This is a genomic window from Microbulbifer echini (assembly GCF_041447225.1).
In the GTDB taxonomy this organism is placed as follows: Bacteria; Pseudomonadota; Gammaproteobacteria; order Pseudomonadales; family Cellvibrionaceae; genus Microbulbifer; species Microbulbifer echini.
In genome coordinates, this window is sequence record NZ_JBGMEL010000029.1 from 1 (window position 1) to 26,873 (window position 26,873).

Below are 26,873 nucleotides of genomic sequence, written 5' to 3' on the forward strand. Positions count from 1 at the left end.
AGAGCTACTTATAAAAGTGCATTGCCCGTTTTGCCAGTCCATCCCCTTGCGCCGCTCTCGCTATGGGTTCGAATTTTCGCCGGGCATGTGCATTGTAATGATTTGGGTACAGCTGTCTGCTCAAACAACAATTCAAAAAAATGGATCAGCATGCAATGCAGTGTGTCTTTAAAGCCGACAAACCAGTCATTCACAAAATTTTTGTGATCAGCGGCATTATATTTATAGAGGATCGCTTCCGTTCTCGGAGGGCCACCTCGGAAACAGTAGGCATAAGATTTTCGGCTTGCTAGCCGGCCAGGTTCATTAAGAACTTGGAATGACGTGGTATCCAAAGCCCAAAAATCGTGGCCAATGACGCCGTCTTTTAGGAAATTGACAGTGGTTGTAGGGGAAGTGAGAATCGCTCTAAACGGCCCACAGAGACTTGCCGAATTATTCAGGGACTTCTTAACGCTTCAGACAGAAGCAAAAAACAATATTTGTTCTTCGCAATAGGCAACATTATATTTGACCGATGTCATTTATTGAGCTGTAGCAACATCATTATGGCAACTGGCAGATTCTTGCTAACAGAGTGCACAATCCTGGCTCTAGCCGCCCTGATACTACTGGGTATTTCATCTTCTCCCCGAGCGAGCAGTTTAAATGAGCAGGAAGCCCGCAAGCGGTGCCTCAAAACCTGTAAAGAGGTTTACTACCGGTGTATTGGAGATAACAAGCAGATACCAGCCGATTGTGTAAGCGATAAGAGGTACTGTGATTTTATTTGTTATGAGGATGATCTCTATTATCGCGAACGTGACTATCTGCGTCGTTTACACAGACGCAGCCGCTGGGACTAACACCTTTAAGGCCCACCTCCAGAGGCGAAACACACGAACTCTCGCACTTCTACAATGCAGAACAAATACCCTTAAAATCCGAAAACATCCTGCACTGCAATTGCACTCGTCTCCCGAATCCCCCTGTATTCTGCCGAAAACGGATGCCACTGGCCTTTGTGGGATACTCTACAAATACACGCTCCTCAAATCCTTGCAACTCATCACCAAACTTTGCGCCCCCCTGAGCGATATATCAATCCTGAGGGATACCCCTGATCAGATCATACACCTCATAAACAGTGCGCTTAGTGTTGTGGGAAGCCAGCATCGACAAAAACCAACCAGCGCCTTGCCACAATATTAATACCTACACTGCGCATCGCCTATGCACCAGATTTTCACACGCTAGAAATTTCGCCTAAAATTCAATATCGGCAGAAATTTTAAACTGGTGGCCATCGTTGGATATAACATAAGCTCAAAATTGATGCGGAAAAATGACTGTGATTTCAGGCAGGATAACAACGTATTTATAGGCTCCCAATGACGATACGCAGGAACAATATAACCGAATCGATTAAAAAGTGGGGTCCCGCTGCTAATTTACAAGCGTTACCTTTTACATTCTTCGCAATCGATCCATCCCCCACGCATGAAGCGTCTTACTGAAACTCAGGGGGAGCCGCACCAAGATAGCAAACCCTATTTAAACCCTGAGTCGCCAATAAATTATTCAGAACTCTGATTACTGGGTAATTTACGAGCAGACTGAACAAAATAGCCATATTGACTCTCCAGGAGATCAAGCCTTACAGTATCTCCCACATCAATAGACTCAAAGAAGCGGTGAGTTACGCAGGTAGCGTAAGTCTGCCCATAATAGATACTACGGCAAACATGCCCCCAACGGTTTTTGTACACTGCTTTCTTGCTGATAACCCGCTCAATCCTAGCCTCACTACCAAACGTATTCGTATAATATGCAGGGGCGGCAACATAAATCACCCCCCAGGTAAAGCCATAGAAAATAAAATAACACAGCCCCCAACAAACACTCCGAAGCACAATATTCGATTGATTTATCTTGTTTTCTGGGTGCTTATCTAACAGCAGAGGCAGAGCCCATATCGCAGCCAATAGCCAAACAACAATACCACCATAACCGGGATCATTATAAAATTGGTATCGACCTATCTCAAAAGATCCCATTAGCAACAGCAGCATTAGTATAGAAACCAAGGTGTAAGCCTTTTCCTTACCACTGGCACCTTTACGAAAAATTACGTTCACAATAAAATCTCAAAAACCAACCAACTGGATTCTCTCAGGAAATTACCGCTTAATCTAGCGACCTAATCACAACAAACATTATTTTTTTTGAAATTCCCAGTAATTTTTAATGTGAATAAAAGCAGGGGAAAATGGCCATCATAAATGATGACTGGAGACTCTCTACCAATAAAAAAATACCAGCCGTTATTTTTTTAAATATACAGATAACATTTACATTCTTTTCCGGGAGGCTCCCTCCCCGGAAAAACCCAGCTGATCAAAATACATCTACCCTAGGAGCCCCTTAGAAAGCCCTACTCCCTGGAGAGTACAATCCGATACTTGGAGTTACCCGACTTCAGGTGTTTAAACGCGTCTTCAATCTGGCTCATAGGGTAAATTTCTACCTGCGGCCTGATTTGATGGTGGGCGACAAAATCGAGCATAGTTTCAATCGTTGCCGGACTCCCCACTGGGGAGGCGGAGAGCGAGCGCTGACCAAATAATACGGGGAAAAGTGTGAATTGAATAGGATCAACGATGGCGCCGACAAAGTGCAAGCGCCCTTTGGGCTTTAACGCCTGAATGTACAAATCCCAATTCAGATTCACATTGACTGTTGAAATAATAAAATCGAAACTCATAGCGGCGGATTTAATTTCCTCCGGATCGCGCGAATTCAATGTTTTATGTGCGCCAAGGGACAAAGCTTCCGTACGCTTGTGTTCACTGGAGGTAAAAGCCGTGACATCACAACCCCAGGCATTCAGGAACATCAGTGCCAGGTGCCCCAACCCTCCAATACCAATTACCCCCACTTTGGCCGTCGGTTTAATATCAAACTGCACAAGAGGATTGAAGACAGTAATACCACCACACAACAGTGGCCCGGCAGAAACCAGGTCGACCCCCTCGGGAATCTCCAGCAGACTATCCATATCAGCGCGAGCCTTATCGGCGAAACCCCCACCGGTAAGCGTGGTAAAACGGGCCTCAGCACATAAGTTTTTGTCACCCTGCCGGCAATAGTGGCAGGTTTCGCAATACCCAGAATTCCAACCTAACCCGACAACGGTACCGGGCTTGAAGTGTTTGGCGTGCTCTCCCGTGGCAACAACCCGCCCAATAACTTCATGGCCGGCAACCATGGGGTACCTGGATATTCCCCATTCATCCTCAATCATGCTGAGGTCACTGTGACAAATACCACAGTAGAGCACTTCCAGCTCCACCTCCGTCGCCCCCAGCGCACCCACTTTCACCTGATACGGTTCAAAGCCCCCCCCGGCCTGCATAACCCCGTAGGCATTAATGATATTGCCGCTGGACATAACATACTCCCGAGGTATTGATTGAAAACAATCCTGAACTCTCAGACTAAAAACCACTGCCCCCCACCTGAGTACCGTAAAAGAGCAACAAAAAAAAGAGCCGGGAAACTCCCGGCCCAAGCCAAGTCCTGTGAGGTTGCCGAATATCAGAGGACCTACGAGAAAACTTGGCAAATTCCTGTGAGGGAAATTAATTCAGCACGCGATATCCGCGGCCGCGCAGACAGTTCTTAATAATCTGCTGGGCCTCGGCTCCGGCACTACCAGCACCGGAAAGGCCGCCCACCAGAGCGCCTGCTCCAGCACCGGCTGCCGCCGCCCGGCTGCTATCGCCAACGATGGCGCCTAGAGCACCCCCAACCACCGCGCCACCGGCAGCGCCGGTCAGGCCTCGGCGGCCCTGATCGCTGTAAGTGGAATAGGCGATCCCCTTACATTCAGAGAGGTCAACTTGATACTGGCTCATATTGACACCCCAAGTATCAATTACGATGCCCCCGGCACCTGGCACCTGCTCTGGCTGAGCAGCGCACCCAATCAGAAGGGCCATGCAGAATCCAGCGGTGACGGTAATACCAGTCTTCATCGGACACCTCTTACAGCCTGTGCCTAGAGAGCGCGAAAATGTCACGCTTTTCATCATTAGGTTTAGCCGTTGGTAGAAGTTCGCGCCAGTCCGCAAAGGGGAAAAGCAAGAAAAAGAATGACTAGAAGGCCGCTGACAAAGCCCTATTGAGTGTTTTTGCCGCTCTGCCATGGCGCCAATAATCGGGCTGGGTTTAGCGGCTCTCGCGTCCCGTGGACGATATCGATTTAACCGAGCAGATACGTCAATGGATATTCTGAGATGGCACCCAATCCCCAGTGCGCACAATCGGCTACTGCAAGCCATGGCCTACTCTGATGGGATAGATAGTTTCTATTTTTACAGGGGATACATGCAGAGCGCCAAATCGCCCGAAGACGAATCCAAAGCGGCCGCCGAGCCAGTGCGAATAAAGCCACTGGTATTTTATGGCTCCGTCGTAGGTATCGTACTGTTCTCCCTCTGGGCGATGATTTTTACCGAGCAAGCGGTCAATGTTATTTACGGTACCCTGGGCTGGATCTCGAGCAGTTTTGGCTGGTTTTACTTTCTCGCCGTCGTCACCTACCTCGTCTTCGTGGTCTTGGTGGCGATATCCAAATTCGGGGACATCAAACTCGGCCCCGATCACTCGGAGCCCGAATTCAATATCGTGACCTGGGCAGCTATGCTATTCAGCGCCGGAATTGGTATCGATCTGATTTTTTACTGCATCGTAGAACCCGTCACTCAGTTTATGGAGCCGCCCGTTGGCGAGGGCGGCAGCATCGAAGCGGCACGCCATGCTATGGCGCTGACCTTTCTGCACTGGGGTCTGTCCGGCTGGGGCGTCTATACCCTGGTGGGGATGTCCCTGGCCTTCTTCAGCTATCGCCATGGGCTGCCCCTCACTATCCGCTCTGCACTCTACCCACTATTTGGCAAGCGTATTTATGGATCAATCGGTAATTCGGTGGATATTGCTGCGGTGCTGGGCACGGTATTTGGCGTTGCGACCAGCCTGGGAATTGGGATTATCCAGCTCAATTACGGCTTACAGTACATGTTCGGTATACCGGAGGGCACAATTACGCAATCAGTCCTGGCAATCCTGATTGTGGTGTTTGCCGCAATCTCTGCCGCGACCGGTGTCGAGCGCGGAATTCGGCGACTGTCAGAATTTAATATGTTACTGGCGGTGGTCTTGATGCTCTACGTATTGTTTGCCGGCAAGACCCGTTTTTTACTCGACGCCTTCGTTACCAATATCGGCGACTACCTGCAAAACTTTGCCGGGCTGTCCTTCAATACCTATGCTTTCGCCCCGCCCACAGACTGGCTCAATGCCTGGACACTCTTTTTCTGGGCATGGTGGATCGCCTGGGGGCCATTTGTCGGCCTGTTTCTGGCGCGAATTTCCCGAGGCCGCACCATCCGCGCCTTCGTTACCGGCACCCTGATTCTGCCTTTCACGTTCATGGCCGCCTGGATGGCCATCATGGGCAACTCCGCCATCGACATGGTGATGGGCGGCGCTACGGAGTTTGGCGTACAGGCAGTAGAGAAACCTGGATCGGCCATCTACCTGTTTCTGGAACAGCTGCCCTGGGGCCTCTTAACCACCATTGCGGTAACCATTCTGTCGATCGTGTTCTTTGTCACGTCTGGCGACTCGGGCTCTCTGGTGCTTTCCAATCTCACCATCCGGCTCGAAGATCCCAATCAGGACGCACCGCCGTGGATGCGTATTCTATGGGCGGCCATCATCGGTATTGTGACCATTGCCCTGCTGATGACTGGCGGCCTTTCCGCCCTACAGGGAGCGGTGGTCATCATGGGGCTCCCCTTTGCCATCGTCCTGCTGCTGATGATGCTGGGCCTGTACAGAGCGTTGCAGCTCGAAGGGCTCAAATCCGCGAGTATGCAGGAGGCCCTGTCCGGGCACCTTTCAGGCAGAACCATATCGCGGGAAGGTCATACCAATTGGGCCCAGCGGCTATCTCGCGCCATCAGCTTTCCCACCCTGAAACAGGTAGACACCTTTATACAGCGGACCGTAAAACCTGCGTTCGAAGCGGTGAAAGAGAAACTCGAAGAAGAGGGGCACCCGGTCAGTATCACCGGGGATAGCGGCGACAAACTGCACCTGGCACTCAGCGTGGATCTCGGCGGCGAGTCGGCCTTCACTTATCAGGTATGGCCCAAGCGGTGCTCGATGCCAGCATTTACCCTGCTCACAGAGCAACCCCATTCCAGCTATTATCGACTTGAGCCCCACCTGCAGGAAGGCGGGCTGACCTACGATCTGATGGGCTACACCCGCGAACAAGTGATCGGCGATATCGTCGACCACTTCGAAGTGCACCTGCAATACCTGTACATGCGCCGTGAACGCAAGACACGTACATCCGGCAAAGAGGGCGAACCAGGATCGGCCTAGGGCAAGTAGATGAGTAATCAGGACTTCGATCAAGCTGTTGACTATATCGTAGTGGGAGCCGGTTCTGCCGGCGCCGTGCTGGCCAACCGGCTAACGGAGGATGGTAACAACAGTCTTCTGCTACTAGAGTTTGGTGGCAAAGATAATTCCATCTTTATCCGTATGCCTTCAGCATTTTCCATTCCTCTGAATATGCCGAAGTACGACTGGGCGTTTTACACCGAGCCGGAGCCGGGACTACATGGACGGCGCATCCATCAGGCGCGTGGCAAGGTCATTGGTGGCTCCTCTTCCATCAACGGGATGGCCTTTGTGCGGGGCTGTGCCGGCGACTACGAGGAGTGGGTGGAACAGGGGGCATCGGGATGGGGCTACGCCGCTGTCCTGCCCTACTTCCGTCGGGCCGAAACCTGTATCTATGGTGGTGATGCCTACCGCGGTGACCAGGGGCCCACCACCACCTGCAACGGCAACAATATGAAGAACCCGCTTTACCGCGCCTTCATTGAGGCCGGCACCCAGGCGGGTTACGGCTTTACCGAGGATTACAACGGCTATCGTCAGGAGGGCTTCGGGCGCATGGATATGTCGGTGCGCGACGGTGTTCGCTGCTCAACCGCACTCGCCTACCTAAAGCCGGCTCTCGACCGCAGTAACCTCGAACTCAAGATGCATGCGCTTACAACACGTGTGATCCTGCAGGGCAAGAAAGCCATCGGCGTGGAGTACCAGCAAAACGGCAAGACCTTTCGCGCGCGCGCCAATAAAGAAGTCATCGTTGCCGCCAGCGCATTCAACTCACCCAAGTTGCTAATGTTGTCTGGCATAGGGCCCGCGGCGCATTTGCAGGAACACGGTATTGCCGTGGTGCACGATCTGCCCGGTGTCGGACAAAACCTGCAGGACCACCTGGAAGTCTGGGTACAGCAAGAGTGCAAGCAGAAAATTACCCTCAACGGCTGGCTCGGGCCATTGGGTAAGGCCTGGATTGGCCTCAACTGGCTGCTCTTCAAACGGGGCCTGGGTGCTTCCAACCATTTTGAATCCAACGGCTACATCCGCAGTCGCGCCGGCCTTAAATACCCGGATATCCAATATCACTTCCTCGCTGGCGCCATTGCCTACGATGGTTCGAGCGCAGTGAAAGGGCACGGATTCCAAGTGCACCTGGGAGCCAACAAACCGCTGAGCCGCGGTTGGGTCAAACTCAAGTCGGCAGATCCCGCCGTCGCACCGGAAATGCTCTTCAATTATTTAGCCCACGAAGAGGACAAGCAAGCCTTCCGCACCGGCCTGCACCTCACCCGTGAAATTTTTGCCCAGGCCGGGATGGACCCCTATCGGGGGCGGGAAATTTCGCCGGGAACGGAAGTACAAAGTAACGATGAGATCGACCACTGGCTCGCACAAACGGCCGAAACCGCCTACCATCCCGCCGGTAGCTGCCGTATGGGCAGTGATGAAATGGCCGTAGTGGATACCGAGTGCCGGGTGCATGGTATCGAAAACCTGCGTGTGGTGGATTCGTCCATTATGCCAACCTTAACCAACGGCAATCTCAATGCTCCCACCATCATGATTGGTGAAAAGGCGGCCGATCATATTCTGGGTAAGGCCTTACTGGAACCAGCCACCGCGGAAAGCTATATAGCGAACGAATGGGAAAGCAGCCAACGCGAAGGAGAGCCGGAACGCCCTCTACGCTAGGGGCAACCGAGAGACAACGCTGCCTCAACCCGCCCAGCAATAAAGAGAGCCTTAGAGGTGAGGTCCCCGCCGCTGCAGAGCAATTCCTAATAGCTTGTGTTCAACACTAGAAATTGCGGGTGACTTTAAACACAAATCGCCCATCGGCCAAATTTGGGTTGGCCAGGAATGGATCGATTCCATCAGTATCGTACCAACGCAATCCCAAAATATAATCGCTGATTTTCCAATCTATACCAGCGTCGTAATAGCCATAGTTGAGGTGACTGTATGAGGACTCAAAAGTTTGCTCGCCGAGATGCAGAACAATATCCATATAGCTGGCAAGCTCAAAACTGAACGTCGCCTCATAAGCCAGAGAGTCCACATTATTGAGAAAATCTCTGCCGAAGTAATTATTTGAATACCAGAGACTCGGACTGATCGTTAATTTATCTACCGTAAAGCTAAGGATCAGATAGGTTTCAGCATAATCAAAATCAAATTCCGATTTCGGATAATTGTAGGACCAGTAGCCGATATTTAAATTGATCTCAGTATCCGGTAGATTTCCGGACCACCCAACATAGGGATCAAATTCCATACTGTTGCCGGGACCGCCAAAGTCCGTGTTGGTTGTCCACACACCAATATAGAAGCCTATATCGTGGGACCAGTTGAGATCTCCCTGAACCGTGGGACCATTATTCGAGTTGGAGATGCTGCGGAACATATAGTCGGAGGCAATCACCAGATTACCAGCGACCGTGCCAAATCCATCGTCCTCGTCGTCCTCGCCGTTTTCCTCTTTCTCGCCGCTCCCGTAAATGTCCCCCCTTTCCTCGCCGATCTCTTCCGCCGCCAGACAGGTGGAATTCATTAACCCTACAGCCCCGATCAAGATCAAGACCCGCGCGAGGTAAGCGTCCACTACTTGCTCCTTGGTGGCTAAGGTGACAAAACCAGAAACCACATTTTCCTTTTAATGGATTAGTGTAGTGAACTCATTCTGCCCACTGTCTTTGAGCACCCCATCTCGACCAGATTTGGTGGCTAGCCATCCTTATTTCGATAGGGCTGCACTAGGATAATGTAGTCAATCATCTACTGAGCGACTGACACCTTCTCTGCTGCAAGGCTCTTCAGCCCATTTGTGGCACTACGATCCACGCCCCGATCACCAGCGCGATCAGATGCCCAAGCAGCGCCCACCTTTTAAAGACAGTGTAACCATTTACGGTTGAGCAGGGTTGATCGTACGAGCCAAGTAGCTAAAAGCCGGTAGCATTAGCGCCCACAACAGTGACAGTATCATCAGTGATTGCCACAAAGGCTGACTCAGCTCTACAGTGCCATTTAAAAAGGCGCCGGAGTAGTAACTGAAAGGACCGAAGAAACCGCCCAATAATACGGCGAACCAGAGGTTGCGCTGTAAAAAAACCAAGCTGTAGCGCAGTGTCATAGCAAAGTTTAACCACAAACAGATCAACCAGATTGGCGGCCAGGAACTACCATTTCGATTTTGCAATATATCCAGATGAAAAAGTACAGAATCCACCCCCACCCCGAACAGAAAAACAGCGCCCAGCCACAGGGGCTCCCTGCGCAGGTTTGCCACAAAAACCAGGTGAATGAATAAATTCGCCAGGGTGAACGGCACAACAACCCAAGGCCTCGCAACGATCACGCAGAGAGGCCAGGCAACATCAAACAGTAAGGCATTGGCGATCCATCGCCACATCAAAACCTGCCGAGATAACGCGGCTTGGCGAAGACAAACTGGGCGGTACTAATCACCCGCTGCATAAATCCACCTTCGCAGTAACACAAATAAAATTCCCACATGCGAATAAAGCGTTCGTCGAAACCCAGTTGACGTACTTGTGACAACTGACTTAAAAACGCTTCACGCCAGTACCTTAGGGTACGCGCATAATCCGCAGTAATGTCTTCCAACCCCACAATCTGCATATCCGTGGCTGTGGCTATCTGCTCAGCAACAATCTGGTTAGATGGCAAACAACCGCCGGGAAAAATATAGCGCTGGATAAAATCTATCTCTTTGCGGTACTGGTGGTAACGCTGGTCTGCGATAGTAATAGCCTGCATCAACATCAATCCCTCGTCTTTAAGCAGGCGATTACAGATTGAAAAGAACTTGCGATGGTATTCATGCCCAACGGCTTCCACCATTTCAATAGAGACCAGTTTGTCAAAGCAGCCATGTAAGTCCCGGTAGTCTTGCAACAGCACGGTAACCCTGTCCTGCAACCCCTCCCGCTCCACCCACCCGCGGGCATACTCATATTGCTCTGCGGAAATGGTCGCGGTGGTTACCTGGCAGCCGTAATGCTTTGCCGCATAAATGGCCATCCCCCCCCAGCCAGTGCCAATTTCCAGTAAATGATCATCGGCTTTCAATTGCAGTTTCTGGCAAATATGCTCCATTTTATAAACGGAGGCTTGGTATAAAGAGGTGTGCTCTGAAGGGAATATCCCCGAAGAGTAGAGCATGGTTTTATCGAGAAACAACCTGAAAAAGTCATTGCCCAGATCGTAGTGTGCGGCAATATTTTTGCGCGAGCCGCTGCGATTATTGCTATTCCATCGGTGCAGCATACGCAACACCGTACGGGGTAGCTGACTCCAGCGGCCATCCATGCTCTCAACCAGGGACATGTTATCGACCATCACGCGAATCACATCCAATGGATTTGGAGAATCCCAGGCACCTTGCATATAAGCCTCGCCAGAGCCGATGGTGCCATTGAGCAATACCTGCACATAGGCATCCTCATCCCGGACACGAATATGCGCGCGTATTTTTGCCCGCTCTAGTGGCTGGCCAAACCGGTAACTGATTCCTCCCTCTTCAATTAACAGGTGACCGCGCTCAATTACTTGCATCTTACTCAGGACCAACTTGCGTGCGAGCCGCACCAACCAGGACTGAGTTTCCTCTGCGGCAGCTGCCGCGGGTGAATCCTCTGCAACCTTCATAAATGCTTCCCCCCTCCTTGAACTTCGCCCCTGTCGCCGGGATGAGCATAGACAGGTGTGCGCTTGAACCATAACTTCAACGCTTGCCAATAAATGGTGGCAATCACTTTTACAGTCATCAATGGGTACTGAATTAAGATGCGATTGAGCAGAGAGCCACTCAATTCTCGACGGCGCAAGCTCAGAATGGCATCGAACAGCGGGCGCTCACATTGCCCTTCTGCAGTCTGATCAAAATTTTGCAAATAAGCGGTAAGGCGGTCGCTCGGAGTAATACTGCGCCAGCGGTAACCCTGGGTAATGGGCATAAACGGGGAAACATGAAACGTCTTGGCAAACACCACCTTCTGGACCCGCGCTCCGGAGCGGCAATCCAACACATAGCTGTGTCGCTCCTTCCAGGGTGTATTGTGTACATCCAGTAATAACCAGCGCACTTCCTTGCCCTCAGGATCAAAGCAGTAATAAATACTGATAGGATTCATGTTATAGCCAAAGTAGCGCCAGTTGGCGAGTAGGCGCACAGGCCCCTGTGGACGCTCTCCAGAAATCTCCTCAACCCGGCGGCGCACAGCTTCATCGAGGCTTAACGCCGGATCTCCCAAAAAATCCTCCCGCCGAAAACGCGCCGGTGCCCAGGGCTTTTTGGACCACCAGGGCGATAGGGTACAAAGCTGATCCACCTCCGCCAGATCCACATACACCATAAAAACTTTGTAGCGGAATTCATTCTGACGCGGCGCAAAGCGGCGGTGCTGTACCCAACCGGTGTAGATAGCACTCTCCATTAAGGCTTCTCCCTCACCAGGCAACACCAAGGCCCTCAGCGACCCGCAAGGCACTGTTTACTCCATCTTCATGAAAACCATTGGCCCAATAGGCTCCACAGAACCAAGTGCGATTGACTCCATTAATCCGCGCCCACTGCTGCTGCGCTCGGGAGCTCGCAACGGAGAATTGGGGGTGTGCATATTCAAAGCGGCCGAGAACCTTTTCCGGGTCGATACGATCCTGAGCATTCAGAGTGACGCAATAGGTTTTGTCGGTTTGCAGCCCCTGCAAAATGTTCATGTTGTAAGTGAGCAGAGGCCGCTGGTCTTGTTCGGCGCGCAGTCGGTAATTCCAGCTCGACCAGCTGCGCCGGCGCTGCGGCAGCAAAGCGGTATCCGTGTGTAATACCACGCTGTTGCGCGTATAGGGTATGGCACCGAGAAGCTGCTGCTCCAACTCAGAAGCATCCTCGAGGCACTCCAAGGCCTGATCCGAATGACAGGCTAAGACCACTTCGTCAAAATTATGCTGCTCACCTTTGCAGGTTTTCAATTCCACGCCCTGCGCTGTGCGCCTGAGGGACTGCACCTTGATGGATAGACGCACTTTGTCGGCGTATGGCGCACTGAGTGCAGGAATATAGGCGCGTGACCCCCTTTTAATCACCCGCCACTGGGGCCGGCGCACCAGGTTGAGCAAACCGTGATTGAAAAAGAAGCGCACAAAGAAATTCACCGAAAATTCCAGCATCTGGGCCACACTGGCCGACCAGATCGCCGCCCCCATGGGCACCAGATAGCGATCGGCAAACTCCGCTGAATAGCCATTGGCAGGCAGGTATTCCCCCAGGGTTAAACCTTCATGCAGTCGTCCTTCGCGCCAATCCCGGGTCGCATCGCGATTAAAACGCACGATATCCCACAGCATGCGCCAATGGCCGGCGCTGAGAAAGTTCGAACGCTGGGAAAATAGTGTATTGAGATTATTACCGGCATACTCATACTTCTCCCGGTCACAGCGCACGCTGAAACCCATGACGGTAGGCTGGGACTCAATGCCCAGCTCATTGAGCAGGCGGATAAAATTTGGGTAGGTCCAGTCGTTATAAACAATAAATCCAGTATCGATGGCCAGTGTTCGTATCCCCTCCCGAATATCAATCGTCGCGGTATGACCGCCCAGGCGATCCTGCGACTCAAATAAAGTGATCTCGTGCTTGCGGCTCAATAGATAGGCCGCCGTCAGCCCGGCAATCCCACTGCCGACAATCGCGATACGCATCAATTCTTCCTTAAGGTACGAATCCTGCTTATTTTTGTTGTGCAAAAACGGAACCAAAGAGAACGGAAAAAGCCCAGAAAACGCAATGGCAGGCTCAGGCGATGGGGAAAATCAATAGTCGATGCTCCCCTGGCAAGGCCCTCTTCGATATATTTCGCCGCCCGCTCCGCGCTGATCAGGAAAGGCATGGAAAAGTCATTTTCTGCGGTGAGGGGGGTCTCGACAAATCCGGGACGGATTAATACCACCTTGAGATTGGTGTGACAGACGTCCGCGCGCACTGAGGCCAGAAAGTAATCGAGTGCCGCTTTGGAACTGCCATAGGCCTCCGCCCTGGGAAACGGCACCACCGAGGATAAACTGCCAAGGGCCGCAAAAAGTGGCGATTGACTGATCGCTAACAAAGGCAAAGCACAGCGCAAGGTATTCACTACGCCAAAGAAATTAACATCGAATACCCGCCGGTACATGGCATTTTCAAGCTGCAAATCATCGTCGTACTCACAGGTGCCGGCACAGGCGATAACTGTATCCAAGTGATCGGTTAACGCCCTCAGTCGCTCCGAGATAGCCGCCATAGATTGATCATCGGCCACATCGCAATCGAGCACGTGAATACGCGCAGGAGCAATTTGCTGTAATTCCTCCAGCGCCTCGCGCCGGCGGCCACTGGCGATCACAACATTGTTATGCGCGACAAAACGCAGAACCAAAGCTCGTCCAATACCGGAGCTAGCCCCGGTTATCCATAGAGTCCTATCGCGAATTTCCCCCACCAATTAACCCTGCCCCATGCGCAATTTAATTTTGCGCACCAGAGAGCCCAAAAGTGGCACTTGTTCGTAGACCATCGCTCCCATGTCATAAAAGTCTTCGTGATAAAACACTTTGTCAGAAAAACGCACAAAACTGCAGCCCCGCAGACGCAGAGGTCGCCCCCCTTTTAATGATTGATGTGCATAGTGCATATACCACGGTAAACAGGCGCTATCACGAGTAATCGAAGCTTCTTCAAAACGAAAACGACACTGAGTGAGACCACGGCTCATACCGGAAAAATAAGACTTCAAGGCGGGCAGGCCCTCAATACGGTGCAGGGGGTCGCGAAATACAATTTTATCGCTATACATTTTTGACAAATTGGCGGGATCCCTCACAAGGAAATCTCGATAATAAGCTTGAATATCCTTGACTAGCGTTCGACTACTCATCTTCTCTTCCACGGTATTCCCCAGCGCAATCCCTCTGATTTACGTTAGTCTGTCGAAGACGGATCATAGAACTGAATTAAAAATTACCAATCCATTCGCCGCGAAGATACGTACAAGATATCGACATCACAGCAGAGAGCGCTAATATGGCGCATAGGCAAAGACACAACAGCAATGGAATTGCGGTGAAAGCTTCCCAGGATTACAAGGATGACTGGAGCAGGCTACTTACGCAGGTTGGCACCCAACGTGACCGACAGGCGTTCGAGCGCGTATTCCGACATTTTGCTCCGCTAATCAAGGGCTTTCACCACAGTCGCAGCACCCAGGCGCTCAATATCGAAACCGCCGATGAGTTGGTGCAGGAAGTGATGCTGAAGGTTTGGCATAAGGCCCCCCGCTTTGATCAGGGCAAAGCTTCTGCGAGCACCTGGATATTCACTATTATGCGCAATTGCCGAATTGATATGCTGCGCCGTAGCCAACGCCACCAAAATCGCGACAGCGATGTTGATGTAGCGGATATCTGGGATGAAAATCTGGAAAATCAGCCCTTACTTTTTTTACAACACAAGCGCAACGAGCGCGACATTGCCGACGGCCTCAGCGCCCTGCCTTCAGAGCAGAGCCATATTTTGGAGAAGGCCTATATGGAGGGAAAATCCCACAGCGAAATTTCAGAGGAACTGCGCCTGCCCCTAGGCACAGTGAAATCCCGCGTACGCCTGGCCATGAAGAAGTTACAAGCCAGATTTGTCAGGTAAATACCGAATGATTCGCCACCATCCGGATGAGAACCTACTGTTGGAATACGCCTCGGGCAGCCTCGCCCGCGGCCCCAGCCTCGTTGTAGCGGCCCATGTACAAATGTGTGCCGACTGCCGCTCCCACTTTCATACCCTGAATAATCTCGGTGGCTCCCTGCTTAATGGAAGCCCAGCGCAGCCTCTGCAGGCCAATGCCTTCGAGCGCCTGATGCAACGGATCAACCAGACCCCGGATAAAGTTGCTGAAAAGGGAGAAGACACCCCCATTGGCGAACAAATTGATCAGGATCCGGTTCTGGAGCATCTCCCTCGGGTCCTGTACCAACTATTAAACCGCAACCCAAATCGACATTGGAAAAGCCTGACCCGAAACCTGCAAATATGCCGGCTCAAGTCAGGGCAGAACGATTATGAAGTGGCTTTTCACCGTTTGCGCAGCGGCAGCGGCTTGCCGAAACACGACCACCGCGGACAGGAGTTTGCCCTGGTATTAAACGGCAGTTTTTCCGATCACAGAGGCATCTATGGACGGGGCGATTTTGTTTTGTGCGAACCGGGCCAAGTGCACAAACCCATAGCGACCCAGGATATGGACTGCCTGTGCTTTTCCGCCGTCGCCGCACCTGTAGCACTCACAGGGATTTCCGGGCTATTCCTCAACCCGCTAATTTCCTTCTGCCCAGGTTGAGGAACCTCTGAAAATCACAGGTACTATCAAAGTATTCAGAGATTCCTTAATCAGAGACTCACGAACAAGGCGCCTTAATTAAGAGGCCGCCACTGTGGCCTGATCCCCGCTGCCACGAGCAAACCGGGCAAACAGTTCTTCCCAGCGTTCTTGTACCTGAGCAAATTTCTGCTCGCGCACATGCCCATAACCACGCACCTGCTGTGGAAGCTCCAATAACTCCTGCGCGTCAGCCAAATTATCTGCCGACAAACGGGCCGTTACCCAGTCTATCGCCTGAGCCACTTGGCGGGCCCAGTCGCGCTCGACACGCCGCTCCTTGGTGTAGCCGAACACATCCATAAAGCTACCGCGCAATGCTTTGCCGCGTGCCAACAACGGCATTAAACGACCCATCCAGGGACCAAATTGCATCTTACGAACCCGTCCACTGACATCGGGGCGCGCAAGCAGTGGCGGTGCCATATGGAATTTCAGGGTGTAATCACCGCTAAACGTTTCGCGCAGCTGACGTTGAAAATCTTCACTACCGTAGAGACGCGCCACCTCGTACTCGTCCTTATAAGCCATAGCCTTATACAGGCTATTGGCCGCGCTGCGAGTCAGTTCTCCTGTGGCACCCGGCAGGGCCAGCTCCGCCTGGTGTAAACGCCCAATCCGCTGGTTAAACTGGTGAGCATAAGCCGTATTTTGGTATTCCACGAGCTCCGCACCCAGACGCGAGATCAACTGCTCTACGGATTCCTGCGGCCCAATCATTTTGACCGGTTGCGCCGGTACCGCCAGCTTTTCAATGGCCCTCGGATCGGTCGCCAGCAGGCGGCCCGCACGGAATGCGCGCAGATTATTTTCCACTGCGACGCCATTCAGCTGAATCGCCCGCTCCAGAGCCGCCTCACCGATTGGCAGAAGCCCTTGTTGGCAGGCGAAGCCCATGATCATCAAGTTACTGGCGACGGTATCGCCAAACAATGCCTGGGCATACTTGTTTGCATCGAAAGCAAAGTACTCAGCACACAGAGACTCGATACTCTGTTGGGTGGCATCCGCCGGGAACGCCAATTCGTTATCGCGCACAAAGGCCGCGACCGGTACTTCGGCGGTATTCACCAGCGCACGCATTGTGCCCGTGGCAAACTTCGGGCGCTGGCCTGCGGCGGTCACCATATCGCAACCGAGCAGCAGCTCGGCAGCGCCATCGCGGATACGCGCAGTGGTGATAGCCTCTGGGCTCGCACCCACTTTTACGTGGGCCACCACCGCACCATTTTTCTGTGACAGCCCGGTGAAATACAAGGTGGTACTACCCTTGCCCTCCAGGTGTGCAGCCATGCCCAGAAGTGCCGCCACGGTGAGCACACCGCTGCCGCCAATACCGGCCACCAGAATACTGAGAGGCTGTTCCAGCGCGGCCGTTGGTGCTGTGGGTAAATCGACGATGGCAGAATCCAAAGATTCCGCCAGAGACTGCACCGGCGGTTTTTTCAGGTCACCGCCCTCGACGGTGACAAAACTCGGACAGAAGCCATCGGCACAGCGCATATCCTTGTTGCAACTGGACTGGTTGATCTGGCGCTTGCGCCCATAGGGGGTTTCCAACGGTTCTACGGCTATACAGCTGGACTGCACACTGCAATCGCCACAACCCTCGCACACGCGCTGATTGATCAACAGCCGCTTGGGCGGATCCACCATCTGTTTTTTCTTGCGGCGGCGACGCTTTTCTGCCGCGCACACCTGCTCGTAAATTATTGCGGTAACACCGGGGGTTTCCCGCAAGCGGCGCTGCACGGCATCTAGTTCAGAGCGATCCAGTACCTCCACCTTTGCGGGTAACTGGGCGCGGTGCTCACGCCAGTGATCCGGGTTTTCACTGAGCAAGACCACCTGCCCAACCCCTTCAGCCAGTAACTGCGCCGCCAGACTGGGCGCATTCACCTCACCATCTGCTGGCTGGCCACCGGTCATAGCGACCGCATCGTTGAGTAGGATTTTGTAGGTGATATTGACCTTGCTGGCCACTGCCTGACGAATCGCCAGCAGACCGGAATGGTTATAGGTCCCGTCACCCATATTCTGGAATATATGCTCGGCATTGGAGAAGCGATGCAATCCCACCCAGTGCGCCCCCTCCCCCCCCATATGGGAATAGGTATCGGTGCGCAGCCCCTTGCCCAGGGCCATAATATGGCAACCAATACCAGCACTACCCAGGCTGCCCTCCGGCAACTTGGTGGAAGTGTTGTGTGGGCAGCCGGCACAGAAAATTGGCTCGCGCGCCAGAAGCCCCTGGGCCCGTTGCGGTACATTACCGCCCAGTTTCTCCGCCAGCGGAATAAGCTTCTCGGCCAATTCCGTATCCGCCAGCCAGCGAGCGATTGCCTTGGCCACCTGATCCGGACCGAAGCCCCAGACCGCCGGCAGCAGGTCGTCGCCATTGAGGTCCTTCTTGCCCACCACTTTCGGGCGTCGGCCGTCATCCCAGCCATACAAGAGGTTTTTCAGCTGGTCTTCCACCAGTGGGCGCTTTTCCTCCACCACCAGCAGTCGCTCCATACCATCGGCAAACCCACCGATCGCACGAGGTTCCAAGGGCCAGGACATCGCTACTTTGAAAATAGCAATGCCCGCCTGGCACAGGTCTTCCTCACCCAAATTCAGCAGCTGTAAAGCCTCGAGCAGATCACCGTGAGCCTTGCCCACCGTCACAATACCGAAGCGCTTGCGATCCGATTCATGGGTGGTCTTATCCAGGCGGTTCGCATAGGCGAAGGCCTGAGCCGCCGGCAAGCGCTCCTCCAGCATACGGCGCTCATATTCCAAGCGCTCCGCAGGCCAGTTGAGGTGCGGATCGTAATTCAGGCCGTGGGCGGGAATAGGAAAGTCCGCCGGAATTGTAAATTGCGGCAAGCCCGGCACTACCAGGGAAGCTCCAGCCTCCACCGTTTCGGTAATCGCTTTAAAACCTACCCAAAGACCGGAGAAACGCGACAGGGCAATACCGGCGAGCCCCAGGGTCAGGTACTCGTCGATGCTGGCGGGGAACAGCAGCGGCATCATGACCGACTCAAAAATCTGGTCAGTATTGTGGGAAAACATGGAGGATTCAGCGGTGTGGTCATCACCACACAGTGCCAGGACACCACCGAGTTTGGCGGTACCCTGGATATTGGCCTGACGAAATACATCTGCGGTGCGATCAACACCGTGGCCCTTACCGTACCAGATGGAGAAAACCCCATCACGGGTAGCCTGCTCTCTGTAGTGGTCTATAAGTTGGGTACCCCAGATATTGGTGGCCCCCAGGTCTTCATTGATACCGGGCTCAAAGTGGATATCGTGCCCCGCGAGCAGCTTTTTGTGTCGCCATAGGGCCTGATCGTAACCGCCGAGCGGGGAACCCCGGTAACCTGAAATGAAACCTGCGGTGTTCAGGCCCGCCAGTTCATCCATGCGTTTCTGCATCAGAGGCAGGCGTACCAGTGCATCAATACCAGTCAAAAAAACCCGGCCAGAATCGCGGGTAAACGCGGCTTTGAGAGAATACTCCGTATCAAAGCCCAGCTCCTGATCGCCTTCGACCATTGCCATGGGTACCACCTATTTATTCATTATTGCTTTTTTATGCCCGATCCAATCGGCAGTCACGGCGTCGAAATCATGTCAACACTGCGCGACCCCGCCGAAACCCAAATCGGGACTTATGCTTGGACGTTAAAATTAACACCGCCCGGCCAAGCAGGTCATACCAAAATAAGCCTGACTGAGGCATAATACGGACACAACTCGCTAAAGATCACAAGCTGCTAGCAACAATTCACTCAAAAAGCCGGTTTTTTAGGGATACTTCGAATAGAGACTACGCGGGTGTACCCACTCTGGGTGCAAGCTGGGAAGTTCCCTTGCTTACTGCCTTCCTTATTTACTGGACGGTAAGTGGAATGTGACGAATAGCGGGTAGTTGGTCATCCAGTGGAAAACTGGGCAGCGGATATTTATAACAACGAAGAGACGATTTCACAGCGCCCTAGAAAACAGGATGACTGCCTGAGGCAAAATTAAACTGGAATGTTTTTGATGTCGAGGGTGAGGTGAAGCAACCGGAGAACCCGGTATACGTTCAGAGAGAAGAGATACGGAAAAAACCATGGCCTATTTACTGGATGCCATCGATAAAAAGATCCTGGAAATTCTCCAGGAGGATGCCACTATCCCCAATATCGAGCTGGCAGAAAAAGTCTGCCTCTCCCCCTCCCCCTGCTCGCGCCGGGTCAAAAACCTCCATGAGCAGGGTTTTATCAAACGCGCCGTGACCCTATTGGAGCCTGAAAAAGTAGGTCTTCCAGTTAGTGTCTTTATCCAGGTCACCCTCAACCACCAGGTAAAGAAAGAGCTGCAGGATTTTGAATCCGTTATCGGCCAGTGGCCGGAGGTTATGGAATGTTACTTAATGACCGGTGACTTCGATTACTTGCTTCGCGTGGTTGTCCCAAACCTGCAAGCCTACCAGGAATTTCTCGATAAAAAGCTGACAGAGTTACCTGGCATTGATCATATTAAGAGCAGCTTTTCCCTAAAGCAGGTGCGTTACCGCACTGAATTGCCATTAGATCAGTTACTGGATAAGTAACCCCAGCAGGAAGAATATCCTCCCACGCCTCTAATAAACCATTAAGGCAAGCCTCCCGGATTTCAGCGCCTGAGTCATCCCCAGGCGCCCATAAAAAACACGTGGCCCAGGGCCTCCTCTTATCTAACACGTCAATCCAGCCCACCCTCTTATGACGTAGACTCCCAAATATCACCAACCACGAATAGGTGGCCTTGAGTATGACATCACCAAAAAAGACTAAAGGAAACTAGTTTAAGGCAGCAATCAAAAAAATCTTGCTGTCCGCTTCCATTGGCGGTCGCTTGGCTGGGGGTGGCTTGATTGGAGATGCCATGCTTTCAATAGACATCATGACCGCACACGAGATAGCATCCAAAAAATTATTAGTCACAGCCTGACATTAACATTGTTCATATATTCACTATATGCAGGCTTTAAATCCTTAAGAACCCCATCGAATATTAAGCACCTTGAGCGGTTTTTTTCGCACAGCCCCCCTGGATCACATCTCCTATTCTGAGTTTTAAACTTGCCACCGGAGTAGACGCATCCTTTTTATTGATATATCCACCCATCAGTGATACATATCGCCTGAGCATAGGTGCTGAATACTCACTGCCCCTATTAAGGAAACACACTTGGGGGATCGGGTAAACTTAGCCGCTATCCGCTTCTTGGTCCTTATCAAACTTTACAAAGAGTGAAAACTTAAGGCATAGAAGTGCACACCCAAGCCACTAGCACCCTCTAATTCAGAGAGTGAAAAGTTAGAAAGAAACAATAAAGCCTATCTATATAGCAAAGATGAAGCACTCACTAGAAAAACCTAAAGAAACCGTCCTCTTTCTTCATGGTGCACTTGCCGATGAAAGAATGTGGGAACCGCACTATCACATACTCTCAAATGAATACAGGGTTGTTTCTCTCACCCAAAGACATTTTGGTGTTAATAATAAAGGCTCGAGTGGAAATTTTGGCATTGAAACTCATGCCAATGATCTGATTAGTTTCTCAGCCACGCTTGGTGAGGACCCCATACATTTGATCGCTTGGTCTTATGGTGCTGACGTTGCCTTAAACGCAACGATAAAAGCACCAAAATTGTTCAAAAGCTTATTTATTTATGAACCTGGATATCCCGGACATCTGAACACCAAGGAAATGGAAGAGTTTATGAAGGATGCCGAAGCCATGTTTGGCAAGGTATTCGAAGCGGTTACTAGCGGTGAGTTTGAGGAGGCTGTGGCGTTTCTTATTGATGGCTCCGGGAACAGCGCTGGCTATTTCTCTTCACAAGCACCAGCACTTCGTGCCCAGCAACTGGAAAATGCTCACACCCTTCCCTTACAACTCTCTCAAACTGAAAAGCCCTGCTTGGATAAAGAGCATCTGTCGAAAATCCAAATTTCCACTACGATTGGATACGGCAGTGAAACCAGAAAACTCTTTCAGATAGTATCCAAATCTGCTGCCAGTCACACTCCATCATCTAAACTTATGCAAGCAGCTTCAGAAAATCACATGTTGCCAATAGAAAATCCAGAAAAGTTTTGTCTGCTTATTAAAGAGCACCTTTCAAAGAATTAACACTCAGTCCTCACTAAAATAAAAAGGAGTGGCGAAGCCACCACTCCTTTTGTATCAACTCAAGCCTAATCTTTCTTACATATCCGCGCCTCGGAATACCAACTGCCTGCCTGACAAGTTGCCCCCTGCTCGCAATGCTGGTCAGTTCGGCAATAGCACTGGCCGTCTGCATTACACTGAGGGGTTAGGTAATTCTCGAGTGGGTCCTGCCCACTGACACGCTCCCAGAATGGATTGGTAAAGACATTCTCTGGATCTAACTCAGCCTTAGCATCAAGGAACTGAGACCACTTGGGGAACCGGGAGGGCATATTCTCGAATATTGCTACCGAGTTCTTACCCCAGTGTGGGCGGGCACCATACTTACGCAGAGACATCTGCTCGATTTCCAGGTTTACAAAGTAGTTTTTGGGCACTGCCTCACCGCGCTGACGCAAGGTATATTCAATACCGACAAAAGCGGTGTCGCGGCCTGCACTCATTCCCAAGTAACTCTCCGATGCCTTGCCAAAACGGAAGTAGATGCCATTTAGCGGGAAGCAGGTGCGCTCACTGTGGGCCATAATCTGGCGTACGTCGGCTATCCAGTTGGGCAGTTCCTCAAAAGGTATAGCCACTTCCTGAAGGGCAATGGGCAGTTTATCCCAAACACAATTGTTCGGCTCCTTACAGACAAAGTGCTGCATCAAATCCGCATGGCCCGTCGGCTTGATATACTTCTTCAAGCCCGAATTGACATCGCGGAAATAAGAACCTGTGCGGGCCGTGTAGCGCAAAGATGCAGCAAAACATTGTAAAGCTGTACTATCAGCCTCGTGAAGACTGTCAAAGATCAGACCAAATAGATATTCAGAGAAATCAGAAACATCCGCCTGGGCGTTATACGCGTTGCCCCGAGTACTTAGGGGCACCTTATTATAGGTGGTAACTGTATAACGTCCCAACCCTGGAAACCAGGCAACATTGGCGGAGTGATTGTCCCGAGCCAGATCCAGAATGACGCTCTCCAGGTCGCTATCATCCCGCTGACCTTTTACCTTGGCCCGCACCTTGTAACCGGGCTCGGCTTCAATAGTCACCTCAACCACAACACCCAACACTCCGAGGTTTACCCGTGCCGCGTTGAGCATCTCCCCGGTAAGCACGCGCAGATCTCCTTTGCCATCGACGATCTTCATCTCGGTGACATAGTCGGAGATCATGTTGCTTTTCTGTGTGAAGGTAGAGCCGTGAGTACCACTACCGAGCATTCCACCAATCGAAAAAATCGCCAGCTCAGTAACCATAGGCACACTGAGTTCATGCTCACGCAAGTAGGCCGTCAGGTCGTTAAAGCGCATACCTGCCTGGACCGTTACTAGGCGGTTTTCCTTATCGAGACGAACTACCTGATCCATATTTTCCAGGGTGATTTGTACCTCACCATTACCGGCACAAGCTGCATCAATCTGGCTGTTAAAGCGCCTGGTCCCAGCCATGACCTTGCGCCCCTGCGCTGCCGCATCGCGTACGATCGCCTGGACTTCAGCAATCGTTGATGGGTCGTGAATAACCCCTGGAAAACAATCCTGGGTACCCTGATAGTTTTTTAAAACCTCAGGTACATCAATGGGCGGTGGCAACTGATCCGCCGAGGCTCCCGCAGCAATAAATAAACCTGCCGCACAAAGAAAATTGGTAGCCCGGCGCAACAAATGACTTCGCCCGGTTAGAAGTTGCTGGTACATGCCTTTGTTCCCCTGCTGTTTTATGACTAGAGCGTGTTTTACTAACTTGCTAAATACAAAGCTTTGGTATTTCCAGTGATTAAAAACTTAGCCAAACCTGGGGAGTAGCTCCCTATTGATAATCTCCTGCACATTGCGGCTATGGTCTGGTGCCTTAGCACGCAGGAAATCCCCATACCCAGACCGGTAAGCTGTTGCCGGGCGGCGATTAATAGAAGGTACCCACAGGGCGTGATTGGTGGTGGCAAACTCCAGGGATTCACTGGCGAGAATACAGATCGGGCCCCTACTAAGGGCAGCAGCATCAAATATCCAGAATTCCTTGCCGTTAGAGTCGGCGCTGCTCGGATGCTTTCTGACTACGGCTGCAATCAGGTAGCCATCATTCTGAGCCGTGGAGCCGGGCCGGGCCATAAACTGAGGGGTGCGCATTACACAGTCCTCGGGGAACTGGTAGGCATCGGCAATTCGCATCTGCGTGCAATCCATATGTACCAGGGCGGATGGCTTGCTCTGCTCAGGCATGTCCCAATAACTGTAAAAACGCTCGGGATAATTTCGGTAGGCCCAGGAGACACGCATGGAGACTAAGTCAGGGCGGTAGCCTACTGCGGCCCAATATAGGTGCTCAAAAGTCTCCGGAAACTGGAAGTGGCCGCGATATGCTGGATCGTTCATATCCCACAGAAGGTTTTCATCACGAATAACCCGGTAATCCTCCTTGATCTCCCGTGCGAAGTTGGAGGTCACCTGTATCCGTGCCCGCACCAGGCCACCGACATCCACCGGGGCCACCGGGTAGCCGGACAACCATTTAGGCACCAGCCCCCCCTCCTGAAATATCTCATAACGGAACAGCTGCTCAGACTTATCCATAGCCCCCATATACTGGCCATAGAGGGTGATTTCACCCGCGCTATCGTCGTAGTTACAGACAATATCGGAGGTATCGAAGCCTAGCTCCAGGTAATCGGCAATAATGTCCTCGCGCCCCGGAACCATATCGGACTTGCGTAAAACCCAGCAGCGGGTGCTATGTTCCTGCGGCAACACAATACGCGTACCGAGGATACGGGTGGATTCCACCCTGGCCGCCGTTTCAAAGATAATGACATGGTTGCGGGTAACACCCAGAGAATGGGAACTGGCTGCAATATAGGCGTTGTTTCCCTGGCGATCACGAATATTCCAGCTTTTAAAAGTACCCTGTTGATCCCAAGCGATTAGGCGAATAAAGCCCGAACGCCCAGAATCCCCCATGTTGCCGCCATAATTAATGGTAATACACTCGCCGGTGTCTAAATCAAAGAAGGGGTGACCTGTGGTTCGAATCTGTGGAAACAGCCACTTATTAGGGGTGAGGTTATCAAGAAGTGGAGGCAAACTGGACTCCCACTCATCTACTTCGCCAATAGGCGTTATCATTTCCAGGGTAGTAGCATCGAACTCATAAGGCATCCCCCCTTCATAACTCATGGCAAAACGGTTATCTCCCATATAATTGGGAGCGGTGTTGCAGTAGTTCATGAAGCCGAGATTTGGGCTCGAATAAATAGTACCTCCCAGCAAATTAAACTTATCAAAGCCACTCAAGTCCTGCTCTTGCATAACTGCAGAGGCAGTTCTTATCATTTTTCGAGTATACGCCACGCTATCGCTGCTAGTCCTACCGCTAAAATCCAGCCGGGTGAGTGCGCCTTTTCCGTTAGGTGTCAAATGGTTAGAGGCAAGTGGAATTCCCTCGGCCATCAACAAGTGTCCAGTGACATCATCCGGCAAGCTGCCCTGAACCACTTTAAGTAATCCGGACGAATCCTCCAGGCTGCCATGCATAATAGATTTTGGGAAACTGGAATCCGCTGTACGATTACTTGCCTGAGCTGTCGAAGTGGTCATACCAGCCAACGGCAATGTAGAGAGGGCGCCTGCGGCTTTAAGAAGATCGCGACGTTTCATTATTTTCCTTTTAATAAAACCGGCCGACTACTTTACCTGACCTTTTGGTTAAGGATTTATAGGGCTGACTTATTAAGCCTGCCTCTGCCTTTTCGTATCTTTGGCGCCCACTACAAATTATTTTTCTTACTAATCAAGCAGAGTAAAGCATCAAAGATTGAAATACCGAAAAACCGGGTCGCAGTTAATTATATTAAACTGAAAAAATCAAGATCGAGATTATAACACTGTTAACCAGTCTTCCAGAGCAACAAACAACCCAGAAAGACCCAACAGTCAGGCAAAAAAATACCGATAAAACATCCGTTAAGTGAAATTATCAGTATCTCGGGCTTAAAAATAAGGAATTCGGATCGCGCCCCCAATCAATCCAACTCCGAAAACATAAAACCAATGGAAAAAAGCTACTTATTAGGAAGGCAGTATTATTACCAATCAAAGCAACAACATTGGATTTCAACGAAAATTTTTTCTGCTGCACGAATATTCAATTACACAGAAAATATTTTCACATTACAATTGGCATATACTCGTTACCACAACAAGATAAAGGGTAGTCCAAGACGTAGTTCCAAAATAATAAGGCTCAGGCAATAGTTACAAAATCAACTTAAGCCTCTCACCATTCGAGTTATCGGAAAAACCTTCCCTATAATAAAAATCAATGGTTCTTTGCCACTTCTTCTTCTCGGGTGTACTAACCTCCAAACGAGGCCAGCCTTGCTCTCTGGAAAACTGGATCGCTTTCTTGAGTAAAGTTTTTCCGATCGACTGAGAACGGTATTCCGGCTCCACGTAAAATTCTTCAATTACCCCGTAATAGCCACCAGCATAAATCGCTGCCGACCTGGATATCGTAATGACACCTATAGGGTTACACTCGACTAAATATAGGAAGGCCGAAAAACCGCCAGCTTCAGATAATAACTGACTGGAAGCCGCTGCTAACTTATCCGTATCGATTTCTCGCTTATGCCCTACCAGGGCTACAAGCAACTTAGCCACCAATTGAGATACTTCAGTACTATGTTGTGACGTAGCCTGTAATATTTCACCATACATAGATTACCTCTACGCGCTTTCTTCATTTAGGGAAGCTCTGAAAAATAGCTTTCTAGCTCTAAATTAGGTATCACACAATAAAAAAATGAC

The 26,873-nt window shown here is 51.3% G+C and carries 22 protein-coding genes; 8 read left to right on the top strand and 14 right to left on the bottom strand.

Annotated elements, in window-relative coordinates:
* The coding region (locus ACCI51_RS18455; RefSeq protein ID WP_371844914.1) for a hypothetical protein at positions 1–207 on the top strand (207 nt) is incomplete at its 5' end.
* 341 nt (positions 208–548) lie between these two features.
* Positions 549–845, top strand: a complete 297-nt coding sequence (locus ACCI51_RS18460; protein WP_371844915.1) for a hypothetical protein — start codon at positions 549–551, stop codon at positions 843–845.
* A 711-nt stretch (positions 846–1,556) separates the two neighbouring features.
* On the opposite strand, the gene ACCI51_RS18465 is transcribed toward ACCI51_RS18460, so the two are convergent.
* The 3 genes from ACCI51_RS18465 to ACCI51_RS18475 all read right to left on the bottom strand — a co-directional run bounded on the left by ACCI51_RS18465 (position 1,557) and on the right by ACCI51_RS18475 (position 4,016).
* Complete coding sequence (locus tag ACCI51_RS18465) at positions 1,557–2,117, bottom strand: hypothetical protein (protein WP_299588420.1); 561 nt, start codon at positions 2,115–2,117, stop codon at positions 1,557–1,559.
* A 296-nt stretch (positions 2,118–2,413) separates the two neighbouring features.
* On the bottom strand, positions 2,414–3,430 hold the full coding sequence (locus ACCI51_RS18470) for an NAD(P)-dependent alcohol dehydrogenase (RefSeq protein ID WP_299588418.1): 1,017 nt from the start codon (positions 3,428–3,430) through the stop codon (positions 2,414–2,416).
* A 190-nt stretch (positions 3,431–3,620) separates the two neighbouring features.
* Positions 3,621–4,016: a glycine zipper family protein gene (locus ACCI51_RS18475; RefSeq protein ID WP_299588416.1), complete on the bottom strand. Its 396-nt coding sequence runs from the start codon at positions 4,014–4,016 to the stop codon at positions 3,621–3,623.
* 247 nt (positions 4,017–4,263) lie between these two features.
* On the opposite strand from ACCI51_RS18475, the gene betT reads away from it, so the two are divergent.
* Together betT and betA are read left to right on the top strand one after the other, a co-directional pair.
* A complete protein-coding gene (betT, locus tag ACCI51_RS18480; protein ID WP_371844917.1) occupies positions 4,264–6,435 on the top strand; it encodes a choline BCCT transporter BetT in 2,172 nt (723 codons plus the stop codon).
* A 9-nt stretch (positions 6,436–6,444) separates the two neighbouring features.
* On the top strand, positions 6,445–8,142 hold the full coding sequence (gene betA / locus ACCI51_RS18485; protein ID WP_371844918.1) for a choline dehydrogenase: 1,698 nt from the start codon (positions 6,445–6,447) through the stop codon (positions 8,140–8,142).
* 106 nt (positions 8,143–8,248) lie between these two features.
* Here betA and ACCI51_RS18490 read toward each other — a convergent pair whose 3' ends face one another.
* The 7 genes from ACCI51_RS18490 to ACCI51_RS18520 all read right to left on the bottom strand — a co-directional run bounded on the left by ACCI51_RS18490 (position 8,249) and on the right by ACCI51_RS18520 (position 14,384).
* Entirely contained in the window at positions 8,249–9,052 is an 804-nt protein-coding gene (locus ACCI51_RS18490) for a TorF family putative porin (RefSeq protein ID WP_371844920.1), read from the bottom strand.
* A gap of 303 nt (positions 9,053–9,355) precedes the next feature.
* Positions 9,356–9,862 (bottom strand): DUF2878 domain-containing protein, encoded by a 507-nt coding sequence (locus ACCI51_RS18495; RefSeq protein WP_371844921.1) that lies wholly within the window; start codon positions 9,860–9,862, stop codon positions 9,356–9,358.
* On the bottom strand, positions 9,862–11,121 hold the full coding sequence (locus ACCI51_RS18500; RefSeq protein WP_371844922.1) for a class I SAM-dependent methyltransferase: 1,260 nt from the start codon (positions 11,119–11,121) through the stop codon (positions 9,862–9,864). Before ACCI51_RS18500 ends, ACCI51_RS18495 begins: the two co-directional genes overlap by 1 nt.
* Positions 11,118–11,909, bottom strand: coding sequence for a DUF1365 domain-containing protein (locus tag ACCI51_RS18505; RefSeq protein WP_371844924.1), 792 nt, complete (start codon positions 11,907–11,909; stop codon positions 11,118–11,120). Before ACCI51_RS18505 ends, ACCI51_RS18500 begins: the two co-directional genes overlap by 4 nt.
* Positions 11,910–11,922: 13 nt before the next feature.
* Complete coding sequence (locus ACCI51_RS18510; protein WP_371844925.1) at positions 11,923–13,173, bottom strand: NAD(P)/FAD-dependent oxidoreductase; 1,251 nt, start codon at positions 13,171–13,173, stop codon at positions 11,923–11,925.
* Positions 13,173–13,949: an SDR family NAD(P)-dependent oxidoreductase gene (locus tag ACCI51_RS18515; protein ID WP_299588392.1), complete on the bottom strand. Its 777-nt coding sequence runs from the start codon at positions 13,947–13,949 to the stop codon at positions 13,173–13,175. Before ACCI51_RS18515 ends, ACCI51_RS18510 begins: the two co-directional genes overlap by 1 nt.
* A gap of 3 nt (positions 13,950–13,952) precedes the next feature.
* Positions 13,953–14,384, bottom strand: coding sequence for a nuclear transport factor 2 family protein (locus tag ACCI51_RS18520; RefSeq protein ID WP_371844926.1), 432 nt, complete (start codon positions 14,382–14,384; stop codon positions 13,953–13,955).
* Positions 14,385–14,530: 146 nt separating this feature from the next.
* Here ACCI51_RS18520 and ACCI51_RS18525 point away from each other — a divergent pair, with 146 nt between their 5' ends.
* Both ACCI51_RS18525 and ACCI51_RS18530 read left to right on the top strand, forming a co-directional pair.
* Positions 14,531–15,148 (top strand): sigma-70 family RNA polymerase sigma factor, encoded by a 618-nt coding sequence (locus tag ACCI51_RS18525; protein ID WP_299588386.1) that lies wholly within the window; start codon positions 14,531–14,533, stop codon positions 15,146–15,148.
* 7 nt (positions 15,149–15,155) lie between these two features.
* A complete protein-coding gene (locus ACCI51_RS18530) occupies positions 15,156–15,839 on the top strand; it encodes a ChrR family anti-sigma-E factor (RefSeq protein WP_299588383.1) in 684 nt (227 codons plus the stop codon).
* A gap of 78 nt (positions 15,840–15,917) precedes the next feature.
* Here ACCI51_RS18530 and ACCI51_RS18535 read toward each other — a convergent pair whose 3' ends face one another.
* Positions 15,918–19,430: an indolepyruvate ferredoxin oxidoreductase family protein gene (locus ACCI51_RS18535; protein WP_371844928.1), complete on the bottom strand. Its 3,513-nt coding sequence runs from the start codon at positions 19,428–19,430 to the stop codon at positions 15,918–15,920.
* 556 nt (positions 19,431–19,986) lie between these two features.
* On the opposite strand from ACCI51_RS18535, the gene ACCI51_RS18540 reads away from it, so the two are divergent.
* A complete protein-coding gene (locus ACCI51_RS18540; RefSeq protein ID WP_299588379.1) occupies positions 19,987–20,469 on the top strand; it encodes an Lrp/AsnC family transcriptional regulator in 483 nt (160 codons plus the stop codon).
* Between the two features lie 786 nt (positions 20,470–21,255).
* Complete coding sequence (locus ACCI51_RS18545; protein ID WP_371844929.1) at positions 21,256–22,038, top strand: alpha/beta fold hydrolase; 783 nt, start codon at positions 21,256–21,258, stop codon at positions 22,036–22,038.
* 65 nt (positions 22,039–22,103) lie between these two features.
* On the opposite strand, the gene ACCI51_RS18550 is transcribed toward ACCI51_RS18545, so the two are convergent.
* From ACCI51_RS18550 to ACCI51_RS18560, 3 genes are all read right to left on the bottom strand, one after another.
* Positions 22,104–23,765 (bottom strand): D-arabinono-1,4-lactone oxidase, encoded by a 1,662-nt coding sequence (locus ACCI51_RS18550; protein ID WP_299588371.1) that lies wholly within the window; start codon positions 23,763–23,765, stop codon positions 22,104–22,106.
* Between the two features lie 87 nt (positions 23,766–23,852).
* A complete protein-coding gene (locus tag ACCI51_RS18555) occupies positions 23,853–25,721 on the bottom strand; it encodes a carotenoid oxygenase family protein (RefSeq protein WP_371844930.1) in 1,869 nt (622 codons plus the stop codon).
* Positions 25,722–26,318: 597 nt separating this feature from the next.
* Positions 26,319–26,783, bottom strand: coding sequence for a GNAT family N-acetyltransferase (locus tag ACCI51_RS18560; RefSeq protein ID WP_371844931.1), 465 nt, complete (start codon positions 26,781–26,783; stop codon positions 26,319–26,321).
* Between the last annotated feature and the right edge of the window lie 90 nt (positions 26,784–26,873).